Origin of the sequence: Methylobacterium sp. Leaf102, assembly GCF_001422425.1 — a bacterium.
Taxonomy (GTDB): domain Bacteria; phylum Pseudomonadota; class Alphaproteobacteria; order Rhizobiales; family Beijerinckiaceae; genus Methylobacterium.
Window position 1 is genome coordinate 81801 of record NZ_LMMX01000001.1, and the last position, 22585, is coordinate 104385.

A 22585-nucleotide genomic window follows, 5' to 3' on the forward strand; every position below is an offset into this window, starting at 1 on the left:
TGGAACGATGGGTCCGGGAGGACGATCAGATGGTCGCGGGCAGCTTTGCACTGGAGCCCTGGGGCTTCATCGTACCGGCGAGGCCGGAATAAAGGTCGCGCATGACTTGGGTCTGGGTCATCAGGCGCTCGTACGAGCCCTTGAGGTAGGCGGCCTGGATTTCGAAGACGGCCTGCGGGGTGCGCGCGGCGGCGAGCTTCTTCATGGTGGCACTGCCCTCTGCAAGGGACTGGCGGGCATAATCCGCCCACTCGATGCTGGCGCTTTGGTTCGCCTTGGCCACGGCCGTGAAGCCTTTGATTGCGGTGCCCAAGCCAGCCTTGTCGTCGGCGCCAGCCTTGAAGAGGGCGGAGGTCTTTTCGAACGCTTGCGTCATCATGTTCATCGTCTGGCACTGCCCTGGCGGGCATCCCCTTGGCATCGACATCGGTCTGCCGCGGACAGCGGCCCGCCAGGCGCGGACCGCCGGCTCCGCTTATTTGTGCGATGCAATATAGAACGTCAAGGGTTATGATGCATCGCAATATAACTGGCAAAATCCAGCGCACCTCATTAACCCGGCCGTAACTGCATCCACCTAGCCTGATTGACAGATGTTGCGGGGTAACGGTGGCGCAGATGCCTCCCCGCCCCGATGTTGCGGTGCAAGCCGGCCCCGTGCCGTGCCTGTCGAGGCAGTGAGTCGTGATGCGTAGCGTTCCCAACCACGCGATGGCCGACCCCGCGCGAGCCCCGCGTCCGGGCCTGAAGCGATCCCTGCCCGCGTTGCTCGCGGCGGCGGCGGTCCTGGCCACGATGGCCTCCCCCGCAGAAGCCAAGCGGCGCGCCCATCATCGTGGCGGCGGCGGCTATAGCCCGCCTTACGCGGCGATGGTCGTCGACGTGAAGACGGGCAAGACCCTGCACGCGGTCAACGAGGATTCCCTGCGTCACCCGGCGTCCATCACCAAGGTGATGACCCTCTATATGCTCTTCGAGCAACTCGAGCGCGGTCGCTACACCCTCGAATCGCCCCTCACCATCTCATCCTTCGCCGCGTCGCAATCACCGTCGAAGCTCGGCCTGCGTCCCGGTTCGACCATCTCCGTCGAAGACGCGATCAAGGCCATCGTGACGAAATCGGCCAACGATGTGGCCTGCGCCATCGGTGAAAACATCGCCGGGTCCGAGCCGCGCTTCGCCGAGATGATGACCGCGAAGGCGAAGGCTCTCGGCATGGGCCGGACCAATTACGCCAACGCGTCGGGCCTGCCGGATTCCGATCAGATCACCACGGCCCGCGACCTTACGGTGCTCGCCCGTGCCATCCAGGATCGCTTCCCCCGCTACTACCGCTATTTCCAGACCCGCTCCTTCGCGTTCCGTGGTCGCGTGATCGGCAACCACAATCGTCTCCTCGGCAATGTCCAGGGCGTCGACGGGATCAAGACCGGGTACACGCGCGATTCCGGCTTCAACCTCATGACGGCTGCCCGGCTCGACGACCGCCAGATCGTCGCCATCGTCCTCGGCGGCAAGTCCGGGGCGAGCCGCGACAAGATCATGGCTGATCTCGTGCGAGCCAACCTTCCCCGCGCTTATGCGGGCAACCGCCAGACCCCGGCCACGATCGAGGTCGCCGAGCGCGCGCGCCCTGCCGTGGTGGCCGACGGCGCTTCGCGCACGCGCACGCAGATGGCATCGGCGGACGACGAGGATGTCGAGACGACCGCCTCGACGGCGCAACCCCTCGACATTTCCCCGAGCCGGGCAACCACCACTCCGGGTAGCGCCGGCGTCAAGGGACGCCTGCCGGCCAACGCCCAGGCCTACGCCCCGACGGCACCGGGTTCTCCGTTTCCGATGGGCGTGAAGAGCCCGGCGCGGCTCGCCTCCGTCGACGGTCCGCGCACGGAATCCGCGCCCAAGACCGTCTCGGGCGCCAAAGTGACCCCCACCGCCTGGGTGATCCAGCTCGGTGCCATGGACGACGAGGACAAGGCGAAATCCATGCTCGCCGAGGCGCGCAGCCGTGCCGGCGGCTCCCTGTCCCGGGCTGCGCCCTACACGGTGAAGGTCGAGCACGGCGGCGCCACCCTGTACCGCGCGCGCTTCTCGGGGTTCTCCGAGCAGGATGCGGCCCAGGATGCCTGCAACACGCTGAAGCGCAGCGGTTTCAGCTGCTTCGCCACCCGAAGCTGATCCATCCGCGGATTCGTCGATCCCGTCCGGATCGGCGCTCGACCCGAACCGTCCCTCGCGGCGGCGCGGGGCCGGCTCGTCATGCCGGCAGACACGTCCCTACGATCCCTCTGGCACGCGCGTGGAGTATCAGCGATGTCGGTTCGTCAGCCTGTCTCGGGCCGCGTTGACGCGCGCCGCCTGCTCGGCCGTCCCCCCCTGGTCGGGATGGAGCCGCTTCATCAGCGTTCGGTGAGCCGTGCGGACGTCCTCCAGGGACGCCCCGCGCTCAAGCCCCAGGACCTCATAGGCCTGCTCCTGCGTCATCGCCCCTGGGTCCGCCGGACGGCGCGACCGCGGGTCGGCGTCAGCCTCAGCGTGTTCACGCCGGCCGGCGTGCCGGCGGTCGAGATCCGCCTGTAGGGGAAGCTTGCCGCGGACCCGCCGCGACAGCGCGCTCCACCGGTGGCGCAGGCCGGCGTCACCCTCGAGGAGCCAGAGACCCGCGACGACGAGGATCATCCCGAGCTCAGGCCGGCCCCGGACCAGGACCAGTCCGGCCGCAGCCAGGGCCGCGTACCCCCCGATCCGCCGCAGGAGCCGCGTCGTGGCGGCGGGCGAACGGCGCAGGGCGTTTCGGCCGAGCCACCACATCAGCAAGAGGCCGAAGCCCGCGAGCAGCAGGGTCATCGGGCGCTTCCGTACTCGGCGCCAACGCGGCCCCCGACACGCAGACGCACGCCCCCGACATCGCGAAACCCATCCCCATCGGGCGGCCTGGCCGTCGGCAGGGTCGAACAGCCCGGCCGGTCCGGCAGGCGCACGCCCTCCGGCGCATCCTGCGGACAGGGCAGCCGCGCCGCGCGCGGTCGTGCCCCCTCCCCCGCCTGTGCGCTGGAGTTCAACAGAATCAGTGTGAGGATCGCCAGAAGGCGAGGGTCAGGACGCATCGGCCGCTCTCGTGATCTTCGACCTTAGACCATTCGCGCGTCCAAATGACATGAAGGGCGGCGTCACCTGTCAGCGTCGCGCTTCGGCGACATCCGTCGTGGTGACGCGGACGCGCCGAGGACGGCCGTCGCGCTCGACTGTGAGATCCATGGTGGCGTCGATGCCTGCGGCCGCCATGGCGGCGGTGAGGTCGGCCAGGCGATGGATCGGCCGATCCCCGGCCGCCACGATGACGTCGCCGATGGCGCCCGTCTGTGGATCGACGCCGCGCAGGCCGGCTTGCGCCGCCGGCGACCCCCGGATCACCCGTACCACCACGACCCCGTCGATTCCCAGGCGGGCGGTGACCGATTCCTGTCCGGCGATGATGCCGATACCTGGATTGCGCGTGCGCCCGTTCCGGATGAGTTCGGGCACGACGCGGTTGACCACGTCCACCGGGATGGCGAAGCCGATGCCGGCGCTGGCCCCGGACGGCGAGAAGATCGCCGTGTTGACGCCGATGAGGCGCCCGGCCGAATCGAGAAGGGGCCCGCCGGAATTGCCCGGATTGATCGCCGCATCCGTCTGGATCACACCCGAAAGTTCACGGCCCTCGGCCGTCGGCAAGCGGCGCTGGAGTGCACTGACGACGCCGGTGGTCAGGGTGTGGTCGAGGCCGAACGGATTGCCGATGGCATAGGTGGCTTGGCCGACCTTGAGGTCGGCGGAGGTGCCGATGGCGAGCGGCGGTGGGGGCGTGGTGCGGCCGAGTCGGAGTACGGCGAGGTCGTAGCTCGGCGCGGCCCCGACGATGCGAGCCGGCACCACCACCCCGGAGGAGAGCCGCACCGAGACGGAGCCGCCCCCCTGCGCCGCAGCGGCCACGACGTGGTTGTTGGTGACGATGTGCCCGCCCGCATCCCATACGAAGCCCGTGCCCGTTTGCGATCCGCTGCCCTCCCGCTCTCCGCCATCCTCGGACTCCGCGCCGAGGAGCGCACGCCCCTGTGCCGCGGCCTGTGCGAAGACATGAACCACGGACGGGCTCGCTTGGGCGAAAAGCGCAACGGTGGCGGTCTCCACCGATGCCAGATCCCCCCGAGCCGTGATGGCGCGTGGGGTTCGTGCCGCGAACAGGAAAGCCGTCACGTAGGGCTGCGCCACGAGGAGCGCGAGCAGGACGAGCGCCGCGCCCGCCGCCATTCGCACGAACCGGTCCGCCATCACCATCCTCTTCCAAAAAATGGGAGAACCCATTTGCTGCACTGCGGCATTAACCGCTCGGTGACGCCTCTAGGGTCAACTGATGCTCAAGCGCAGGGACGATCCGGGTGCGTTCGCACACCGTTCAATTCCAAGGCGACAGCTACAGCCTACCTATAGGGCAGACCCAGAGAAGACCCGTATCCCGACAAAGCGGTATCTCCAAAGCAGCAGCGGACGCAGCGAGGCTCATACCGTCGGTCTGAGCCTGCGTCGAAACGGACGCAACCTCCAGGATTTCGCCCGAAAAGATCGCAAAGCCGCCCCAGAGATGCTGCCATTGCCAATCACTTTCCGCAGCGGCCGTTCAGGTTGCCCCCCTTACAACGGGTGAGACCGAACAGCCGGCATCGCGGGGAGCGACCCTCTCGATCAAGGAACAGGACCCATGGAAACCGAAGCCCTCGAACGTCCCGCCGATCTGACCATCTGGCGGACTGCGCCGATCCCGGCTCCTCTCGCTCAGCCCGAGCGCTACGACACCCTGCGCGAGGCCATCAAGGCCGCCGCCGGCGCCCTCACCGATCCTGCCAAGCAGCCTTGGATCATCACCGAGGAAGGCGAAATCCTTTCCCCGAACTGGATTCGGACGTACCTCAACTGAGATGATCGGCGACGCTACCGGCCTTTGCATTGGCCGGCCTTCCCCGCGAGCCGACCGCCGGACTTCCCGCGGCCGGCTCACGAGGGTGACGAGCACATAAGACGCGATCATCAGACGGTCCCACGAGCCGAACTTCCCCCAAGGGTACCACTTCCCATCCGGCGCGCTGGTCGGGATAGCGCCAGACCCGTGCGATGTAGAAGCCGAGGTAGAAGCCGAGGCTGGCATAGGAGAAGCCCGTGAAGGGCGGGACGCATGAGAAGCGTGGAACCCTGGCCTCCGGTTAGATCCAGGATCCGACCCCGGTCTCGGAGATTTTCACGACGGTTCCGATCACGTGATACGGGGCGATGACTTTCGCCTCCTCCCAGGTTTCCCTCCGCACTGCGAGCATCGCGATCCAGATCTTGACCACCGCCAGGGTGAGGGCATCGTAGCGGTGCAGCGAAGCGTCCGCCGGATCGAACAGGACGCTCGCGATAAGCGGCATCCAGATCGAGCCCCCGGAAGAGGCAGGCCCGGGCCTGCTTCACGCCGAACCTCAAGCTCGGACACGCCTCCGACGAGGGGACTTTGTGCCTGCGCCCTAGCTCCCAGCCCTGCCTCGGTAGCGGTAAAATGGGTGAGCACTGGCCACAGCCGAGCGGCGCCGTGATCCAAATCGAAACTTGAATCGTGATCTCAGCGACATTTGCCGGTCTGGGCGGCCGCCGTATCGGACACAGGGCGCTCATCGCGCGTGGCTGGTTCACACAGAAAAAAAGGCCGCTCCGAAGAGCGGCCCGAAGTCTAGGGAGGAAACGCCCAAGAAGGGCAACGGGAGCGCGACGCCATCGCGCTCCCGCAATGCACAAACTAGTGTGCGCCGCACAAAACGCAAGTGTTTTCGGAGGATTTGCTCAGCTTTTCCCTGAGGCCGTCCTTCGCTCGCGAGCGGCGCGGGTGCCGGCTACGCCTCAGCCAGCAGACGGGCGATCTCGGCCCGCAACGGACCGCCGAGGTCTTGGCGTTCCAAAGCGTAGGCGAGGTTGGCCGTGAGGAAACCGAGTTTCGAACCGGTGTCGTAGGTCCGACCTTCGTAGCGCATGCCGAAAAAGTCCTGCGACTGCGCCAGCTCGATCATCGCGTCGGTGAGTTGGATCTCGCCGCCAGCGCCCTTCCTGCCATGGGACAGCACTTCGAAGATTTCCGGCTGAAGGATGTAGCGACCCGAGATGATGAAATTCGACGGGGCGGTGCCCTGCTTGGGCTTCTCGACCATACCGGTGATCTCGAAGGTCTGACCGAAGGTGTCGCCGACGCTGACGATGCCGTACTGGTGGGTCTCCTCGGGGGCGACCTCCTCGACGGCGATCACGTTGCCGCCGTGGCGTTCGTAGGCCGACAGCATCTGTTGCATGCAGCCGCGGCTGAGCATGTCCGGCAGGAGAACGGCGAAGGGCTCGTCGCCGACGATCTCGCGGGCGCACCATACGGCATGGCCCAGGCCGAGGGGTTCCTGCTGGCGGGTGAAGCTGGTTTGGCCAGCCGCGGGCAGATCGCGCTTCAGGTCGTCGTAGGCCGCCTGCTTTCCGCGCTCCAGGAGCATCCGGTCGAGTTCGAACGAGATGTCGAAATGGTCCTCGATCACCGCCTTGCCGCGCCCGGTGACGAAGATGAAATGCTCGATCCCGGCTTCGCGCGCCTCATCGACGACGTGTTGCACCACGGGGCGATCGACGACGGTGAGCATCTCCTTCGGCATCGCCTTGGTCGCGGGAAGGAATCGGGTCCCGAGGCCAGCGACGGGAAGAACGGCCTTGCGAATCGGTTTCATCGAGCGGGACCCGGTATCGAATGGGGTGGGACGAGCCTCGGAGGCGTCGCACGACAGCATCCCGAGACCGGTCTTACAGCGTGACCGTGAGACGGCATAACCGATGCGAAGGTTTTACGATATATCGGGTGTCCACGGTCCTGAGCAGGTTCGCATCGGCCAGCCAACGCCTCACCCGCTTAAGAGTTGGTGGACCGGAGGTTTTCGATGCAGACCCGGTGACCACTCTTGCGCAATCTGCTTGGGGATGTCGGCATGGCTGTTCTGGTGACGGGTGGGGCGGGCTATATCGGTAGCCACATGGTTCTGGCCCTGCTCGACGCAGGTCATGAGAGTGTCGTGGTGCTCGACGATCTCTCGACGGGCTTCGACTGGGCCCTGCCGCCGGAAGTGACCCTCGTCACCGGTGATATCGCCGATCAGACACTGGTGGCCGGCATCATCCGCGAACATGGCATCGACGCCTTGGCGCATTTCGCCGCGCGCATCGTCGTTCCGGATTCCGTCGCCGATCCCCTGGGCTACTACCTCGCCAACACGGTCAAAACCCGCGCCCTCATTGAGACGGCCGTGCGTGAAGGCGTCCGCCACGTCATCTTCTCGTCCACGGCAGCCGTCTACGGCGAGCCCGATATCGTACCCGTGCCGGAAGATCTCACGACCGCTCCGATCAATCCCTATGGGCGTTCCAAGCTCATGAGCGAGTGGATGATCGCCGATGCCGCGAGGGCGCACGGCTTCACCTACGTGATTCTGCGCTACTTCAACGTCGCGGGTGCGGACCCGCGCGGACGCACCGGACAGTCGACCCCGAACGCGACCCATCTCATCAAGGTCGCGACGCAAGCCGCCCTCGGTCAGCGCAGCCACCTCGACGTCTACGGCACCGACTACCCGACGCCGGACGGATCGTGCCTGCGGGACTACATCCAGGTCTCGGACCTCGCCGAGGCGCACCGAGTCGCCCTCGACCACCTGCGCGGCGGCGGCGAGAGTCTGACTATGAATTGCGGCTACGGCCAGGGCTACTCCGTCCTCGACGTCATCGAGGTGGTCAAACGCGTGTCCGGCAAGGATTTCGAGGTTCGGCTGTGCCCGCGCCGTCCTGGCGACCCGGCGCGGATCATCGCCCAGGCGGACCGGATCCGGGGGTTAGGCTGGACGCCGCGCCATGCCAGCCTCGAAGGGATCGTCGGCCAAGCGCTCGCCTGGGAGGATGCCCTGACGAAGCGCAACCGCACGTGACGGGCCTTCGCCTCGCCGTCGTGCTTCTGTTCGCGGCCTGCGGTACCGCGAGGTCCGAGCCCACGAAGCCCACTCCGAAGCTGCCCGCAGCGGAGAAGCCTCCGGCGCCTACGGACCTCCGTGCCTTCATCGAAGCACTGCGCCCCGACGCCCTCAGCCGCGGGGTCTCGCCCAGGACCTTTGCCGCAGCCTTCTCCGGCGTGACCACGGCGGACCCGGATGTCCTCGCACGGACCCGGCGCCAGGGCGAGTTCGCCCGTCCCGTCTGGGAGTATCTCGTCGGCGCGGTCTCTCCGGGCCGCATCGCACGTGGACAGGCACAGGCGGCGCGCCTCGCCCCCACCCTCGCGGCGATCGAGGCACGCTTCGGCGTACCGCGCTGGATCGTCCTGGCATTCTGGGGGGTCGAGTCCGATTTTGGCGCCAGCGCCGGCACGGTGCCGACGGTCCGGGCGCTCGCCACCCTGGCTCAGGCGGGATTCCGCGGCACCCTATTCCGAGATGAACTCCTGGCGGCGCTCACGATCCTGGAACGCGGCGACATCGCGCCGTCCGGGATGAAAGGTTCCTGGGCCGGGGCGATGGGGCAAGTCCAGTTCCTGCCCTCGAGTTTCCTCGCCCATGCCGTCGATTTCGACGGCGACGGCCACCGAGACATCTGGGGCTCGCAGGCCGACGCCTTGGCCTCGATCGCGAACTACCTGAAGTCCCTCGGCTGGAATCCGGCCCTCTCCTGGGGTTATGCCGTCACCCTGCCGCCGGGCTTCGACCTGACAGCCTACCGAGCCGACCTGTCGGACTTTGCCCGGCGGGGCGTGCGCCGAACAGATAACGCGCCCCTGCCGCCCTCGGGAAACGCCAGCCTTTTCCTGCCCGGAGGCCTCGGGGGGCCGGTCTTCCTGATCACCGACAATTTCGAGGTGGTGCGGGCCTACAACACCTCCGACTCCTACGCCCTCGCCGTCGGCCACCTCGCCGACCGTCTCGCCGGGGGACCTTCCCTCGTCGCGCCATGGCCGAGCGACGCGGCCCGCCTCGACAAAGCCGGCCTCCAGGCCCTGCAGACGGGCCTGTCCGCCCGAAAGCTCTATGCCGGCGAGCCCGACGGCCGGGCCGGGCCGAAACTGCGCGAGGCGGTACGCCGCTATCAGATCGAGCAAGGATTGCCGGCCGATGGTTACGCGACACCCGCGCTCCTCGAACACCTGAAGCACCGTCCCTGACGACGTTGCCCTTAGACCGAGGGCCCGTCCTCGGTTAGGATTAGGTCTACCGCACCGGCCCGTCCGGTTCTCGAGAAGGTTCGTCATGACGCTGCCGGCACCTCGCGCGGCTTGGTCCTCCCTCGTCGGCCTCGTCCTGCTCCTCGGTGCAGCTCCGCCCGCCGCTGCGCAATGGGGCGATTCCTACGACGCGCCTTCGCGAAGGGCGCGGGAGTATTACCGCGACGACGGCGGCTATGGCGCCCGGCAGTCGAACCGTCGTTACGCGCCGCCGCCGCAGGAAGCACCGCGCCAGTTCTATTGGCCGTGGGAGGACCGGCCCCAGCAGGCACAGCCGGCGCCGACGCCGACCATTCGTCCGACGCCGCGGCCGCGCACGCCCACCTATGCCGACGATCCCCGTGCGGTCCGGCGCAAGCCGCGCCCGGCGCCGGTCATCGCGCAGCCGAAGCCCACCGTGCCCAAGGCCGAGCCCGCCACCCGGATCGCGGTATTCGGGGATTCCCTGGCCGGCTCCCTCGGCACCGGACTCACCGATGTGTTCGAGGACAACACCGAGATCGGCATCGTCGACCGATCGCGCGCCGACAGTGGCCTGGTACGCAAGGATATCGTAGATTGGCCGAAGGCCGTCGAGGACACGCTCAAGTCCACTCCGAAGGTCGCGTATGCGCTGGTGATGGTCGGTGCGAACGACCGTCAACCGATCCGGGATGGCGACCAGACCATCGAGCCCCTGAGCGAACGTTGGCGCCAGATCTACGGGGAGCGCGTCGAAGCCCTGGTGAAGGTGTTCTCCGACCACAAGATCCCGCTGATCTGGGTCGGAGTGCCGCCGATGCGCAGCGAATCCCTCACCAAGGATCTCGCCGAAATCAACGATATCGCCCGCGAGCGCGTTACCAAAGCGGGTCAGACCTACGTCGATATCTGGCCGGGTTTCGTCGACGACCGCAACCGCTACGCCGCCACGGGGCCGGATCTCGACGGACAGGAGGCGAAGCTGCGCGCTGGCGACGGCGTCCATTTCACCAAGGCCGGTGCGCGCAAACTCGCGCACTTCGCCGATGTCGAGTTGAAGCGGATGATGGGGACGAGCGCGACGCCGGCCGTCCCGGTCGCGACCGCTCCCGCTGTACCGGCCGAGGGTGAGGCTCCTCGCCTCGACGATGCGGCGGCCATCGACCGCCAGATCACCGCCATGCTGCCGAGTCTCCCAGAGCCACCCGGCATCCCGGCCCTGCCGGTCAAACCGGCCGCCGGGCCGGTGATTCCGCTTGGAAGGGCTGAACTCGCGCCTGGAGGAACGCTTGTCAGCGGGCGGCCCCGCGACGCCGATCCATCCGGCAACGTCGAGCGGGCACTCCTACGGGGTGCCGCACCCGTGACGCAACCGGGACGGGCAGACGACTTCCGCTGGCCGCCGGGCTGAACCGGCGACCCTGCTTTCCTATCGCGGCAGGACGCTGGCGCCCATGAGCGCCTCGTCGATGGACCGCGCGGCCTGCCGGCCCTCGCGGATCGCCCACACCACGAGAGATTGCCCACGGCGCATGTCGCCGGCGACGTAGATCTTTTCGTTCGAGGTCCGATAATCGACGGTGTCGGCAGTGACGTTGCCACGCTTGTCCATGGTCACACCGGATTCTTCCAGCAAGCCCTTACGAACGGAGCCGGCGAAGCCGATCGCCAGGAAGACGAGATCGGCCGGCAGCACGAACTCGCCGCCCGGGACGGGCTGGCGCTTCTCGTCGACGCGGGTGCAGACCACGCCGGTGAGCTTGCCCTTCTTGCCTTCGAGACGCAGGGTCGCCGCCTGGAACTCGCGCTCGGCCCCTTCGGCCTGGCTCGAAGAGGTTCGCATCTTCGTCGGCCAGTACGGCCAGACCGAGAGCTTGTCCTCGCGCTCCGGCGGACGGGGACGGATATCGAGCTGCGTCACAGACAGGGCGCCCTGGCGGAACGAGGTCCCGACGCAATCGGACGCCGTGTCGCCGCCGCCGATGACGACGACGTTCTTCGCCGTTGCGAGGATCGGCTGTTCGCCGTTGCCCGGCATCGGCTCCGCCCCGACCCGGCGGTTGGACTGGACGAGGAACGGCATGGCGTAGTGCACGCCGATCAGGTCCTGACCCGGCAGCTGCGGGTTACGCGGGTCTTCTGCGCCTCCGGCGAACAGAACCGCGTCGTGCTCGGCCGAGAGCTCGTCGAGGGGCTTCGTCACGCCGACATTCACGCCGTAGTGGAAGCGGACGCCCTCCGCCTCCATCTGCTTCACACGCCGATCGATATGGCGCTTCTCCATCTTGAAGTCGGGGATGCCGTAGCGCAGCAGGCCACCGGCCTTCGGCTCACGCTCGAAGACATGGACCTCGTGGCCGACGCGAGCGAGCTGCTGCGCCGCGGCCATGCCGGCGGGACCGGACCCGATGACCGCAACCTTCTTGCCGGTCTTGTGGCTGGCCGGCTCGGGCTTGACCCATCCGTTGTTCCAGGCGCGATCGGCGATGGCCTGCTCGATGGTCTTGATCGCCACAGGCTGATTCTCGAGGTTCAGCGTGCAGGCCTCCTCGCAGGGCGCAGGACAGATGCGGCCGGTGAACTCGGGAAAGTTGTTCGTGGAGTGCAGGTTGCGCGCCGCCTCCTCCCAATCCGACTGGAACACGAGCTCGTTCCAGTCCGGAATCTGGTTGTGGACCGGGCAGCCGGTATCCCCGTGGCAGAACGGAATGCCGCAATCCATGCAGCGGGCCGCCTGCTTTTTCAGGTCATGCTCGTCCAGCGGCAGCGTGAACTCACGAAAATGCCGCACGCGGTCGGCGGCGAGCTGATACTTCTGCTCCTGCCGGTCGAATTCGAGGAAACCCGTGACCTTGCCCATCGTCTGACTGTCTTTCGCGAGTCTGTCTGATCCGTCGCACGGAAAGCGGCCGGATCGGCCTGTTCCGCTTTCTTCCTCCGAACCGGCTTCTTCGCCAGTTCGCTTCTCATGTCGTTCGCCCGGTCGCGCAAACCGCCACCCTCTGGGTAGGATCACCCGAGCGACGATCGTGTCGGGTTACGACACGGGTCTGCAGTGCGGAGCCTACTCGGCTGCCACAGGCATCCGCGCCATTTCCATCTCGCGCAGTGCCCGGCGGTACTCGACCGGCATCACCTTGACGAACTTGGTGCGGTAGCCGGCCCAATCATCCAGGATCTCCTTGGCACGCGGGGAGCCCGTGTACTTCAGGTGGTTGGTGATGAGTTGGCTCAGGCGCTCCTCGTCGTGGCCCGACATGTCGGCAAGGATATCGACGCGGCCCTTGGTCTCGAGATCGCCGTCCTGATGGAAGCGACGCATCAGGTCGTCCTCCTCCTCGATGGGCTCGAGATCGACCATGGACAGATTGCAGCGGGCCGAGAAGGAGCCATCGGCATCGAGGACGTAGGCGATGCCGCCCGACATGCCGGCCGCGAAGTTGCGCCCGGTCTCGCCAATGGAGACGACGACGCCGCCGGTCATGTACTCGCAGCCATGGTCGCCCATGCCCTCGACCACCGCGATGGCGCCGGAATTGCGCACGGCGAAGCGCTCGCCGGCCGAGCCCCGGATGTAGGCCTCGCCCGCGATGGCGCCGTACAGCACGGTGTTGCCGGCCATGATCGTGTGCGCGGACGGCGCCCGCAGAGCGTCGGACGGGCGGATGATGAGCTTGCCGCCCGACAGGCCCTTGCCGACGTAGTCGTTGGCATGGCCCGTCAGCACCACGGTGACGCCTGCGGCGAGCCAGGCACCGAAGCTCTGACCGGCGGTGCCCGACAGGTTCACCCGGATGGTGTCGTCGGGAAGCCCCTCGTGGCCGTAGCGCTTGGCCACGGCGCCGGACAGCATGGCGCCGGCGGTGCGATCCGAGTTCTTGATCACATCCTCGACCACGACAGCCTCGCCGCTCTCGAGCGCCGCCCTGGCACCGGCAATGAGGCGCCGATCCAGGACGTCGTCGATGGGGTGCTTCTGCTTCTCCGTATGCCGGATCGCCACGTGCGCCGGCACGTCCGGACGGTGGAACAGCTTCGAGAAATCGAGGCCCTTCGCCTTCCAGTGCTTGATCACCTCGAGGGTATCGAGGAAGTCCGCCCGGCCAATGAGGTCTTCGAGCTTGGTGTAGCCCATGGCCGCCATGAGCTCGCGCAACTCCTCGGCGACGAAGAAGAAGTAGTTGACCACATGCTCGGGCGTGCCCTTGAAGCGCTTGCGCAGGACGGGGTCCTGCGTCGCCACACCCACCGGGCAGGTGTTCAGGTGGCACTTGCGCATCATGATGCAGCCGGCGGCGATGAGCGGCGCGGTGGAAAAGCCGAACTGGTCGGCACCGAGCAGCGCCGCGACGAGAACGTCGCGACCTGTGCGGATGCCGCCATCGGCCTGAAGCACCACGCGGCCCCGCAGGTGGCTCAGCACAAGGGTCTGCTGGGTCTCGGCGAGACCCGTCTCCCACGGACCACCGGCGTGCTTGATGGAGGTGAGCGGCGCCGCGCCCGTGCCGCCATCGAATCCCGAGATGGTGATGTGGTCGGCCCGTGCCTTGGCGACACCAGTCGCTACGGTGCCGACGCCGACTTCCGACACCAGCTTGACCGAGACGTCGGCATCCGGGTTGACGTTCTTCAAGTCGAAGATGAGCTGGGCGAGATCCTCGATGGAATAGATGTCGTGGTGCGGCGGCGGCGAGATCAGGCCGACGCCCGGGGTGGCGTAGCGGACCTTGGCGATCTTGGCGTCGACCTTGTGACCGGGCAGCTGGCCGCCTTCGCCGGGCTTGGCGCCCTGCGAGACCTTGATCTGCATCATGTCGGCGTTGACGAGATATTCCGTCGTCACGCCGAAGCGGCCGGACGCCACCTGCTTGATCGCCGAGCGGCGCGAACGCCCATCGGCCATGGGCTTGAAGCGCTCGACCTCCTCGCCGCCCTCGCCCGAATTCGAGCGGCCGCCGAACGAATTCACGGCGATGGCCAAGGTTTCGTGTGCTTCCTTCGAGATGGAGCCGTAAGACATGGCGCCCGTGGCGAAGCGCTTGACGATGTCGACGGCCGGTTCGACCGCCTCGATGGCGACGGGCGCTCGGCCGAGCTCGGCCGCCTGCTTGATGCGGAACAGGCCCCGGATGGTCTTGAGGTGGCTCTCCTGCTCGTTCACGAGGCGGGCGTATTCGCGGTAGCGGTCGGGAAGGCCGAGGCGCACGGCGTGCTGGAGCGTCGCCACGGAATCCGGCGTCCAAGTGTGGCTCTCGCCGCGCAGGCGGTAGGCGTACTCGCCGCCCACATCCAGCGCCGTGCGGTAGACCGGTGCATCGCCGAACGCGTCGGTGTGACGGCGCGCCGTCTCCTCGGCGACCTCGGCCATGCCGATGCCCTCGATGGTGGTGGCGGTTCCGAAGAAGTCCCGCGCGACGAAGGCCGAGTTCAGGCCGATGGCGTCAAAGATCTGCGCACCGCAGTAGGACTGGTAGGTCGAGATGCCCATCTTGGACATGACCTTGAGCAGGCCCTTATCGATGGACTTGATGTAGCGGTAGACGATCTCGTCCGGGGTCAGGTCCGGCGGGAACTCGTCCTTCATCGCGATCAGCGTCTCGAAGGCGAGGTAGGGGTTGATCGCCTCGGCGCCGTAGCCGGCGAGACACGCGAAGTGGTGCACTTCGCGTGGCTCGCCCGATTCCACCACGAGACCCACGGAGGTGCGAAGCCCCTTGCGGATGAGGTAGTTGTGTACGGCGGCCGTGGCGAGGAGCGCGGGAATCGCGATGCGATCGGGGCCGACGCCGCGATCCGACAGGATGATGATGTTGTAGCCACCGCGCACGGCGACCTCGGCCCGGTCGCACAGGCGGTCGACGGCGCCCTCCATGGCGGCCGCCCCGGTCTCGGCCGGGAAGGTCATGTCGAGGGTCTTCGTGTCGAACCGGTCCTCGAAGTGCGAGATCGAGCGGATCTTCTCGAGATCCCCGTTGGTGAGGATCGGCTGCCGGACTTCCAGGCGCTTCTTGCGGGACGCGCCTTCCATGTCGAGGAGGTTCGGGCGCGGACCGATGAACGAGACGAGGCTCATGACAGCCTCCTCGCGGATCGGGTCGATCGGCGGGTTGGTGACCTGCGCGAAGTTCTGCTTGAAGTAGGAGTAGAGCGACTTCGGCTTGTCCGAGAGGGCCGAGAGCGGCGTGTCGGTGCCCATGGAACCCACCGCCTCCTGGCCGGTCACGGCCATGGGCGCCATGAGCAGCTTGAGGTCTTCCTGGCTGTAGCCGAACGCCTGCTGGCGATCGAGCAGCGACACGTCCGAGCGCGAGGCGCGCGGGATCACGGGCTTCAGGTCCTCCAGCACGATCTGGGTGTTCTTCACCCACTCGGCATAGGGGTGGGCTGCGGCGAGCTCGCTCTTGATCTCCTCGTCGGAGACGATGCGGCCCTTCTCCAGATCGATGAGCAGCATCCGGCCCGGCTGCAAACGCCAGGACTCAACGATCTTCTCGTCGGGGATCGGCAGCACGCCCATTTCGGAGGCGAGCACCACGAGGCCGTCGTCGGTGACGAGGTAGCGCGCGGGACGCAGGCCGTTGCGGTCCAGCGTCGCGCCGATCTGGCGGCCGTCGGTAAAGCACACGGCGGCCGGACCGTCCCACGGCTCCATCAGGGCGGCGTGGTATTCGTAGAACGCCTTGCGCTCCTCGTTCATGAGCGGATTGCCCGCCCACGCCTCGGGGATGAGCATCATCATGGCGTGGGCCAGCGAGTAGCCGCCCTGCACGAGGAATTCGAGGGCATTGTCGAAGCACGCGGTGTCGGACTGGCCCTCGTAGGAGATCGGCCACAGCTTCGAGATGTCGTTGCCGAACAGCTCGGAATCGACGCTGGCCTGGCGCGCGGCCATCCAGTTGACGTTGCCCCGCAGGGTGTTGATCTCGCCGTTATGCGCGACCATCCGGTAGGGGTGCGACAGGCGCCAGGTCGGGAAGGTGTTGGTGGCGAAGCGCTGATGCACGAGGGCGAGGCCCGAGACGTAACGCTCGTCCTGCAGGTCGCGATAATAGTCGCCGAGCTGGGTCACCAGCACCATGCCCTTGTAGACGATGGTCCGGGTCGACAGCGAGACGGGATAATAGACGTCGGCCCGCGGGTCCTTGAGGCCGTAGACCTTGTTCGAGATCACCTTGCGAACGGTGAAGAGGCGGCGCTCGAAAGCGTCCTCGTCCGTGATGGCGGCCGGGCGGCCGATGAAAACCTGGCGGTGGTGGGGCTCGGTCTCCTTGACCATCACCCCGAGGTCGCTCGGGTCCACGGGAACGTCGCGCCAGCCGAGCAGCGGCAGGCCCTCCTCGGCCAGGGCCTTCTCGACGATCTCCTCGATGAGCCGCCGCGCCTCGTCGTCCTTCGGCAGGAAGAACTGGCCGATGCCGTAATGGCCCGGCTCCGGCAGGGTGATACCGAGCGTGGCGCACTCGGCCGTGAAGAAGGCATGCGGAATCTGCGTGAGGATGCCACAACCGTCGCCCATCTTCGGATCGGCGCCCACGGCGCCGCGATGGTCGAGGTTCTTCAGGATTTGAAGCCCTTGTGCGACGATGGCGTGGGTCCGGCGATCGTGCATGTCGGCGACGAAGCCGACACCGCAGGCATCGCCTTCGCGGGCAGGATCGTACAACCCCTGAGCCTTGGGCAGCGCCTGATCCCGCACGACGAGGGGCGCACCGCCGTCTCGGGTGGCTGGAATGGACGCCTGAAGCGCCCCGAATTCAGCAGATGCGACCACGCTCACCATTCCTCGCCTCCGACGTGCTCGCTTGCGAGCATGTTTCGTGCCCAAGCGCCAAACGGCTCCCGGGTGCATCCTCTCGACAACGTCGGCTCTCAGCGGATCTGTTTGTCAGCGGGACTTCGGTGAGGAAGCGCCCGCGACCCGCGGGCACGACGCCGGCTTGGTCTCAAGCCACGCGGACCCGAATCGCCACGATAGCGATCGTCTTCGAATCTCGTTTGTTCGCCGGAAACGTCACCCGCGGAGATCCTTGGCCATCCAGGAAGTCACTACCCCGGAAATGGGACAGCGTTGCTGTCCTAACGACGGAAAGTGACAGATTTTAAACGCTCCAGCAAGGCCCGTTCTGACGGCTTGTAAGCCTTTTCCGCGCGCGCGAACGTTTCACGGCCCGCTCCGTTGCCGCAGGTACGGGTTTGGATCGAGTCCTGCTTCGGCATACCCCGACAGAAACCCGCCTCGAAGCCCTCGCATTCCCGCCCCAATCCCACGCTTAACAAGACCTTGCCGGGCACAAGCGGCATGCGGGGGCGAGGCCCTGGCGGAGACCCACCGGAGGACCCGCGCCAACAGCGGGCCTCCGGATCGAACCTTCTGAACGAGGCCTCATGATCGTGCGTGGTCAGAACCAGCGCAGCAAGCCCCGTCCGCGCGCGTCAATGCCGCGCCTCTCAAAGATACTGTGCGGCCTCACCCTGTCCGTCTTCGGATCGGGAATCGCCATGGCGCAGTATTTTGACGACCGCGACATGCCGATGCCGCCGCGCGCCGTGGTGTGGCGACTGAACGACCGCGGATTCACTGCCGTCACCCGACCCCAATTCGACGGTCGTGCCTACGTCGTCGAAGCCGACGACCCCTATGGCGAGCGCGTGCGCGTGTTCGTCGATGCCCACGATGGCGCAATCCTTCGTCGCCAACGTCTGAACGTCGCCCTCGCCTCGCCGCCGGTGCGCGTTGCGCGGCCGGCGCCGGGATACGGTTGGACCGAGGAGGAGGCGGTTCCGCGCCGTCCCGTCCGTGAAGCGGAGCGAATCATACCGCCCAGCACCGTTCCGAACGCACCGCTTCGCCGCGCGCCGCTCGATGCCGTTCGGGTGGGCCGAGCCGAACCCCTGGACCGCAATCCAATGGGCTTGAATCCCGACGCGCCGTCGCAAGCTCAAATCCCCCCCCAAGCTCCGGGCAAGGTGGTCCGGCTCAATCCTCCGCCGAAGCCGGCCGCTACCCGGATCACCCCGCAGGCACCCCGCCTGTCCGAGACGCCTTCGTCAAAGCCGGAAGTGCGGGAGCCGGCGGCTGCCTCCCTCGAAGCCCCGAAGTCCGTGACGCCAGCGACGAACGCCACTGCGCCGACACCAGCTGCCGTGCAGCCGCAAATCGACGCGAAGGCGCCTAAAGCGTGGAAGGACCCACCCGCGGATCAGAAGAAGTCGGTTCGGGTGATCGGCGGCGCCACCATCGTGCCGGGGGCAACACCGCCGAGCGAGCCAGCCAAAGACTGACGTCCCCCAGTCAGCCGGCGTCGCTCGCGCCGGCGCCCTGAAGCGCGGGGTCCCGGGTGGCAGCGCGCACGGGGCTCTCTGCCTGAGGCTTCTCGGTGATCGCCTGGAGTGCGAGCGGATCGAGCCCACTCCCTTCCGTGGGGCCGAAAGCGACGAGGGCGTGGCGCATCTTGGGAGTCCAGAACGCCACGATGTGCTTGTGGATGCCGGCAACAGCCTCGTCGTCCGGATACGAGCGGAAGAAGGTGGCGATCTGGTTCGCCATGCGGACGAGTTTCTGATCGGATGTCATGGCGCTCATGGGGACGCTCGCGTCGTTTGCGTTGCAGGATCGATCAGAGAGACGGGGCGAGGATCAAACGCTCGCGACCGTGAAAGACCGTGAGGGTGTCGGAGCGGGCGATAGCGCAGAGGGTCATGCCGTGCAGCCGCGCCCGGTCGATGGCCAGCGATGTCGGAGCGGAGATGGCAACGAGGATCGACGCGCCGAGGCTGGCCGCCTTTTCGACCATCTCGAACGAGCAACGGCTCGTGATCACGAGGAAACCGGTCGCCGGGTCGATCCGCTCGCGCATCAGAGCGCCGATGAGTTTGTCGAGGCCGTTGTGACGCCCGACATCCTCCCTTACCGCGAACAGGGACCCGTCGAGATTGGCCCAGGCGGCGGCGTGAACCGCGCGGGTCCGACGATTCAGCACCTGTGCCTCACCGAGTGTGGTGAGAGCCCGTTCGATGGCGGCGATTCCGACACTGCCCGCCCCATCGACGCGAGCTTCGGCCATGGGAAGTGCGGAGAGATCGTCGATCCCGCATACGCCGCAACCGGTCCGGCCACTGATGGCACGTTTGCGGGCAAGGTGCTCACGAAGGCGCCCCGGAGCGAGGTCGACGAGGAGACGCAGGCCCCCATCGGCGATCTCGACCGTGACGTCCCGGATCTCGCCGGCCGAGGCCACGATGCCCTCCGTGAGGCTGAACCCGTAGGCAAAATCCACGAGGTCGGCCGGCGTCGTCATCATCACCGCGTACGGCACGCTGCCGTAGACGAGGTTGACCGGCATCTCGACAGCGAGGTCGCGCTCGCCCGGCCGGGCGGCGGGATCGTCGTACGCGACGACCAAGGTCTTGACGCGCCGGGCGGTCTCGGCCGGCGCGTCGTTCTCGTTCAGGTCCTGGCTACTCGGCAGCATTCAACTGGGTCGCGATACGGGTCAGGGAGAAGTCCTCTTCATAGAACTTCGCCTGCCAATCGGAAGGCCGGTTGGTGCGCCGGACCTGCACCGCCGTCACCTTGTACTCGGGGCAGTTGGTGGCCCAGTCCGAGTAGTCCGTGGTGATGACGTTGGCGCCGGTCTTGGCATGGTGGAACGTGGTGTAGACCACGCCCGGTTGCATCCGCTCGGAGACCACGGCCTTGAGGGCGATGTCGCCCGAGCGGCTTTCCAGCGCCACGAGGTCGCCGTCGACGACGCCGCGCACCTCGGCGTCGAACGGATGGATCTCCAGCACGTCCTCCTCGTGCCAGCGCGAGTTCTCAGTGCGGCGGGTCTGAGCGCCGACATTGTACTGCGACAGGATACGCCCGGTGGTGAGGATGAGCGGGAAGCGCGGACCCGTGCGCTCCTCGGTCGGTACGTACTCGGTGATCATGAACTTGCCCAAGCCCCGCACGAAACGGTCGACGTGCATCATCGGCGTGCCACGCGGCGCCGCGTCGTTGCACGGCCACTGGATCGAGCCGAGCTCGTCGATCTTGGCGAAGCTCACACCCTTGAAGCTCGGGGTGAGCGAGGCGATCTCGTCCATGATCTCGGACGGGTGACTGTAGTTCATTGGGTAGCCCAGGGCGTTCGAGAGCAGCATCGTGCCCTCCCAGTCGCCAACGCCGGAGAGCGGCGGCATCACCTTGCGCACGCGGGAAATACGGCGCTCGGCATTGGTGAAGGTGCCGTCCTTTTCAAGGAACGAAGCGCCCGGCAGGAAGACATGGGCGTACTTTGCCGTCTCGTTGAGGAAGATGTCCTGGATGACGATGCACTCCATCGCCATCAGGCCGGCGGTGACGTGGTGCGTATCGGGGTCGGACTGGGCGATGTCCTCACCCTGGATGTACATGCCCTTGAAGGCGCCATCGACGGCCTCGTCGAGCATGTTGGTGATGCGCAGGCCAGGATCCTTGTCGAGCGAGACGCCCCACAGGGATTCGAAGGTCTCGCGGGTCGCGTCGTCGGAGACATGACGGTAGCCCGGCAGTTCGTGCGGGAACGAACCCATGTCGCACGAACCCTGGACGTTGTTCTGACCGCGGAGCGGATTCACGCCTGCGCCCAGCATGCCGATGTTGCCGGTGGCCATGGCGACGTTGGCCATGCCCATGACCATGGTCGAGCCCTGGCTGTGCTCGGTCACGCCGAGACCGTAATAGATGCCGGCCGCGCCACCCTTGGCGTAGAGGCGAGCGGCGCCCCGGAGCTCGGCCGGATCGATGCCGGTGAAGCGCTCCTGGGCCTCGGGCGAGTGGCGCTCGTCGGCCACGAACCGCGCCCAGGCCTCGAAGTCGCCGAGATCGCAGCGCTCGCGGACATAGGCCTCGTCGATAAGCCCCTCGGTGACGATGACGTGCGCCATCGAGTTGATGAAGGCGACGTTGGAGCCGGGCTTGAGGGGCAGGTGGAAGTCGGCTTTGACGTGGGGCGACTTCACCAGATCGATTTTTCTCGGGTCCGCGACAATGAGTTTTGCCCCTTCTCGGAGGCGCTTCTTCATCCGCGAGCCGAAGACAGGGTGGCCGTCGGTGGGGTTGGCGCCGATGACCAGGATGACGTCGGAATGCGCCACCGAGGCGAAGTCCTGGGTGCCGGCCGAGGTGCCCAGCGTCGACATCAGGCCGTAGCCGGTAGGCGAGTGGCAGACGCGGGCGCAGGTGTCGACGTTGTTGTTGCCGAAGGCGGCCCGGACCAGCTTCTGGACGAGGTAGGCCTCCTCGTTGGTGCAGCGCGACGAGGTGATGCCGCCGACCGAATCCTTGCCGTATGTCTTCTGGATGCGCTTGAACTCGGACGCGGCGCGGTCGATGGCGACCTCCCACGACACTTCCTGCCAGGGGTCCGTGATCTTGTCGCGGATCATCGGCTTGGTGATGCGGTCCTTGTGGGTGGCGTAGCCGTAGGCGAAGCGTCCCTTCACGCAGCTATGGCCCTCGTTGGCCTTGCCGCCCTTGTAAGGAACCATCCGCACCACGCGGGTGCCCTGCATCTCGGCCTTGAACGAGCAGCCGACGCCGCAATAGGCGCAGGTGGTGATCTCGGAGTGATCGGGCTGGCCGTGCTCGATGATCGACTTCTCCTGGAGCGTCGCCGTAGGGCAGGCCTGCACGCAGGCGCCGCAGGACACGCACTCGGACTCCATGAAGTTCGTCGGGCCGGCGGCGACGCGGCTGTCGAAGCCGCGGCCCTCGATGGTGAGCGCGAAGGTGCCCTGCACCTCTTCACACGCGCGGACGCAGCGATTGCAGACGATGCACTTCGACGGATCGTAGGTGAAGTAGGGGTTCGAGGTGTCCTTCGGCAGGTACTGGTCCGAGGACGGCTTGACGTGGTTGGCGCCGTCGTAGCCGTAGCGCACGTCGCGCAGGCCGACCGCGCCGGCCATGTCCTGCAACTCGCAATCGCCGTTGGCCGCGCAAGTCAGGCAGTCGAGGGGGTGATCGGAGATGTAGAGCTCCATCACGCCCTTTCGGAGCTTGGCCAGCTTGTCCGTCTGCGTCGAGACCACCATGCCGTTCTCGGCCGGGGTGGTGCAGGAGGCGGGGGTACCGCGCCGGCCCTCGATCTCCACGAGGCAAAGGCGGCAGGAGCCGAAGGCTTCCAGCGAATCGGTGGCGCAGAGCTTGGGGATCTGCGTGCCGGCGTGCATGGCGGCGGCCATGACGGAGGTGCCGGCCGGCACTGTGACGTGCATGCCGTCGATGGTGAGCGTCACGGTCTGCTCGGACACCCGGATCGGGGTGCCGTAATCGATCTCTTTGATGAGGGCCAT

The 22585-nt window shown here is 66.9% G+C and carries 17 protein-coding genes; 6 read left to right on the top strand and 11 right to left on the bottom strand.

Going from position 1 to position 22585, the window contains the following annotated elements:
• Nucleotides 1–25: 25 nt before the first annotated feature.
• Nucleotides 26–376 carry a phasin family protein gene (locus ASF27_RS00350; RefSeq protein WP_056172160.1) on the bottom strand — a complete coding sequence of 117 codons (351 nt, stop codon included), beginning with the start codon at nt 374–376 and terminating at the stop codon, nt 26–28.
• Between the two features lie 335 nt (nt 377–711).
• Between ASF27_RS00350 and ASF27_RS00355 the strand changes: the two genes are divergently transcribed.
• Complete coding sequence (locus ASF27_RS00355) at nt 712–2181, top strand: D-alanyl-D-alanine carboxypeptidase (RefSeq protein ID WP_056171641.1); 1470 nt, start codon at nt 712–714, stop codon at nt 2179–2181.
• A 129-nt stretch (nt 2182–2310) separates the two neighbouring features.
• Here ASF27_RS00355 and ASF27_RS21315 read toward each other — a convergent pair whose 3' ends face one another.
• From ASF27_RS21315 to ASF27_RS00365, 3 genes are all read right to left on the bottom strand, one after another.
• The gene (locus ASF27_RS21315) at nt 2311–2850 is read right to left on the bottom strand and encodes a J domain-containing protein (RefSeq protein WP_082478726.1); all 540 of its coding nucleotides are present in this window, start codon (nt 2848–2850) and stop codon (nt 2311–2313) included.
• Entirely contained in the window at nt 2847–3110 is a 264-nt protein-coding gene (locus ASF27_RS21320; protein ID WP_082478727.1) for a hypothetical protein, read from the bottom strand. Before ASF27_RS21320 ends, ASF27_RS21315 begins: the two co-directional genes overlap by 4 nt.
• A 70-nt stretch (nt 3111–3180) precedes the next feature.
• Nucleotides 3181–4317, bottom strand: a complete 1137-nt coding sequence (locus tag ASF27_RS00365) for a trypsin-like peptidase domain-containing protein (RefSeq protein WP_056357795.1) — start codon at nt 4315–4317, stop codon at nt 3181–3183.
• A gap of 427 nt (nt 4318–4744) precedes the next feature.
• Between ASF27_RS00365 and ASF27_RS00370 the strand changes: the two genes are divergently transcribed.
• The gene (locus ASF27_RS00370) at nt 4745–4960 is read left to right on the top strand and encodes a hypothetical protein (RefSeq protein WP_056171645.1); all 216 of its coding nucleotides are present in this window, start codon (nt 4745–4747) and stop codon (nt 4958–4960) included.
• A 283-nt stretch (nt 4961–5243) separates the two neighbouring features.
• On the opposite strand, the gene ASF27_RS22950 is transcribed toward ASF27_RS00370, so the two are convergent.
• Entirely contained in the window at nt 5244–5450 is a 207-nt protein-coding gene (locus ASF27_RS22950) for a DUF817 family protein (RefSeq protein ID WP_056356908.1), read from the bottom strand.
• 459 nt (nt 5451–5909) lie between these two features.
• Nucleotides 5910–6776 (bottom strand): UTP--glucose-1-phosphate uridylyltransferase GalU, encoded by an 867-nt coding sequence (gene galU, locus ASF27_RS00380; RefSeq protein ID WP_056171649.1) that lies wholly within the window; start codon nt 6774–6776, stop codon nt 5910–5912.
• Nucleotides 6777–7031: 255 nt separating this feature from the next.
• Here galU and galE point away from each other — a divergent pair, with 255 nt between their 5' ends.
• The 3 genes from galE to ASF27_RS00395 all read left to right on the top strand — a co-directional run bounded on the left by galE (nt 7032) and on the right by ASF27_RS00395 (nt 10676).
• Entirely contained in the window at nt 7032–8021 is a 990-nt protein-coding gene (gene galE / locus ASF27_RS00385) for a UDP-glucose 4-epimerase GalE (protein ID WP_056171650.1), read from the top strand.
• A gap of 80 nt (nt 8022–8101) precedes the next feature.
• A complete protein-coding gene (locus ASF27_RS00390) occupies nt 8102–9244 on the top strand; it encodes a lytic murein transglycosylase (protein WP_056357797.1) in 1143 nt (380 codons plus the stop codon).
• A gap of 85 nt (nt 9245–9329) precedes the next feature.
• A complete protein-coding gene (locus ASF27_RS00395; RefSeq protein ID WP_056356911.1) occupies nt 9330–10676 on the top strand; it encodes an SGNH family hydrolase in 1347 nt (448 codons plus the stop codon).
• Nucleotides 10677–10694: 18 nt separating this feature from the next.
• Here the strand turns inward: ASF27_RS00395 and ASF27_RS00400 are convergent, their stop codons facing one another.
• A complete protein-coding gene (locus tag ASF27_RS00400; protein ID WP_056265875.1) occupies nt 10695–12125 on the bottom strand; it encodes a glutamate synthase subunit beta in 1431 nt (476 codons plus the stop codon).
• A gap of 204 nt (nt 12126–12329) precedes the next feature.
• Nucleotides 12330–16997 carry a glutamate synthase large subunit gene (gene gltB, locus ASF27_RS00405; protein ID WP_244480911.1) on the bottom strand — a complete coding sequence of 1556 codons (4668 nt, stop codon included), beginning with the start codon at nt 16995–16997 and terminating at the stop codon, nt 12330–12332.
• A 653-nt stretch (nt 16998–17650) separates the two neighbouring features.
• On the opposite strand from gltB, the gene ASF27_RS00410 reads away from it, so the two are divergent.
• Complete coding sequence (locus tag ASF27_RS00410; RefSeq protein WP_244480889.1) at nt 17651–18547, top strand: hypothetical protein; 897 nt, start codon at nt 17651–17653, stop codon at nt 18545–18547.
• A gap of 10 nt (nt 18548–18557) precedes the next feature.
• Here ASF27_RS00410 and ASF27_RS00415 read toward each other — a convergent pair whose 3' ends face one another.
• From ASF27_RS00415 to fdhF, 3 genes are read right to left on the bottom strand one after another with little or no spacing between them, the layout of a single operon-like run.
• Nucleotides 18558–18848: a formate dehydrogenase subunit delta gene (locus ASF27_RS00415; protein WP_056171658.1), complete on the bottom strand. Its 291-nt coding sequence runs from the start codon at nt 18846–18848 to the stop codon at nt 18558–18560.
• Between the two features lie 34 nt (nt 18849–18882).
• On the bottom strand, nt 18883–19737 hold the full coding sequence (fdhD, locus tag ASF27_RS00420; RefSeq protein WP_056356916.1) for a formate dehydrogenase accessory sulfurtransferase FdhD: 855 nt from the start codon (nt 19735–19737) through the stop codon (nt 18883–18885).
• On the bottom strand, nt 19724–22585 hold the full coding sequence (fdhF, locus tag ASF27_RS00425; protein WP_056356920.1) for a formate dehydrogenase subunit alpha: 2862 nt from the start codon (nt 22583–22585) through the stop codon (nt 19724–19726). Before fdhF ends, fdhD begins: the two co-directional genes overlap by 14 nt.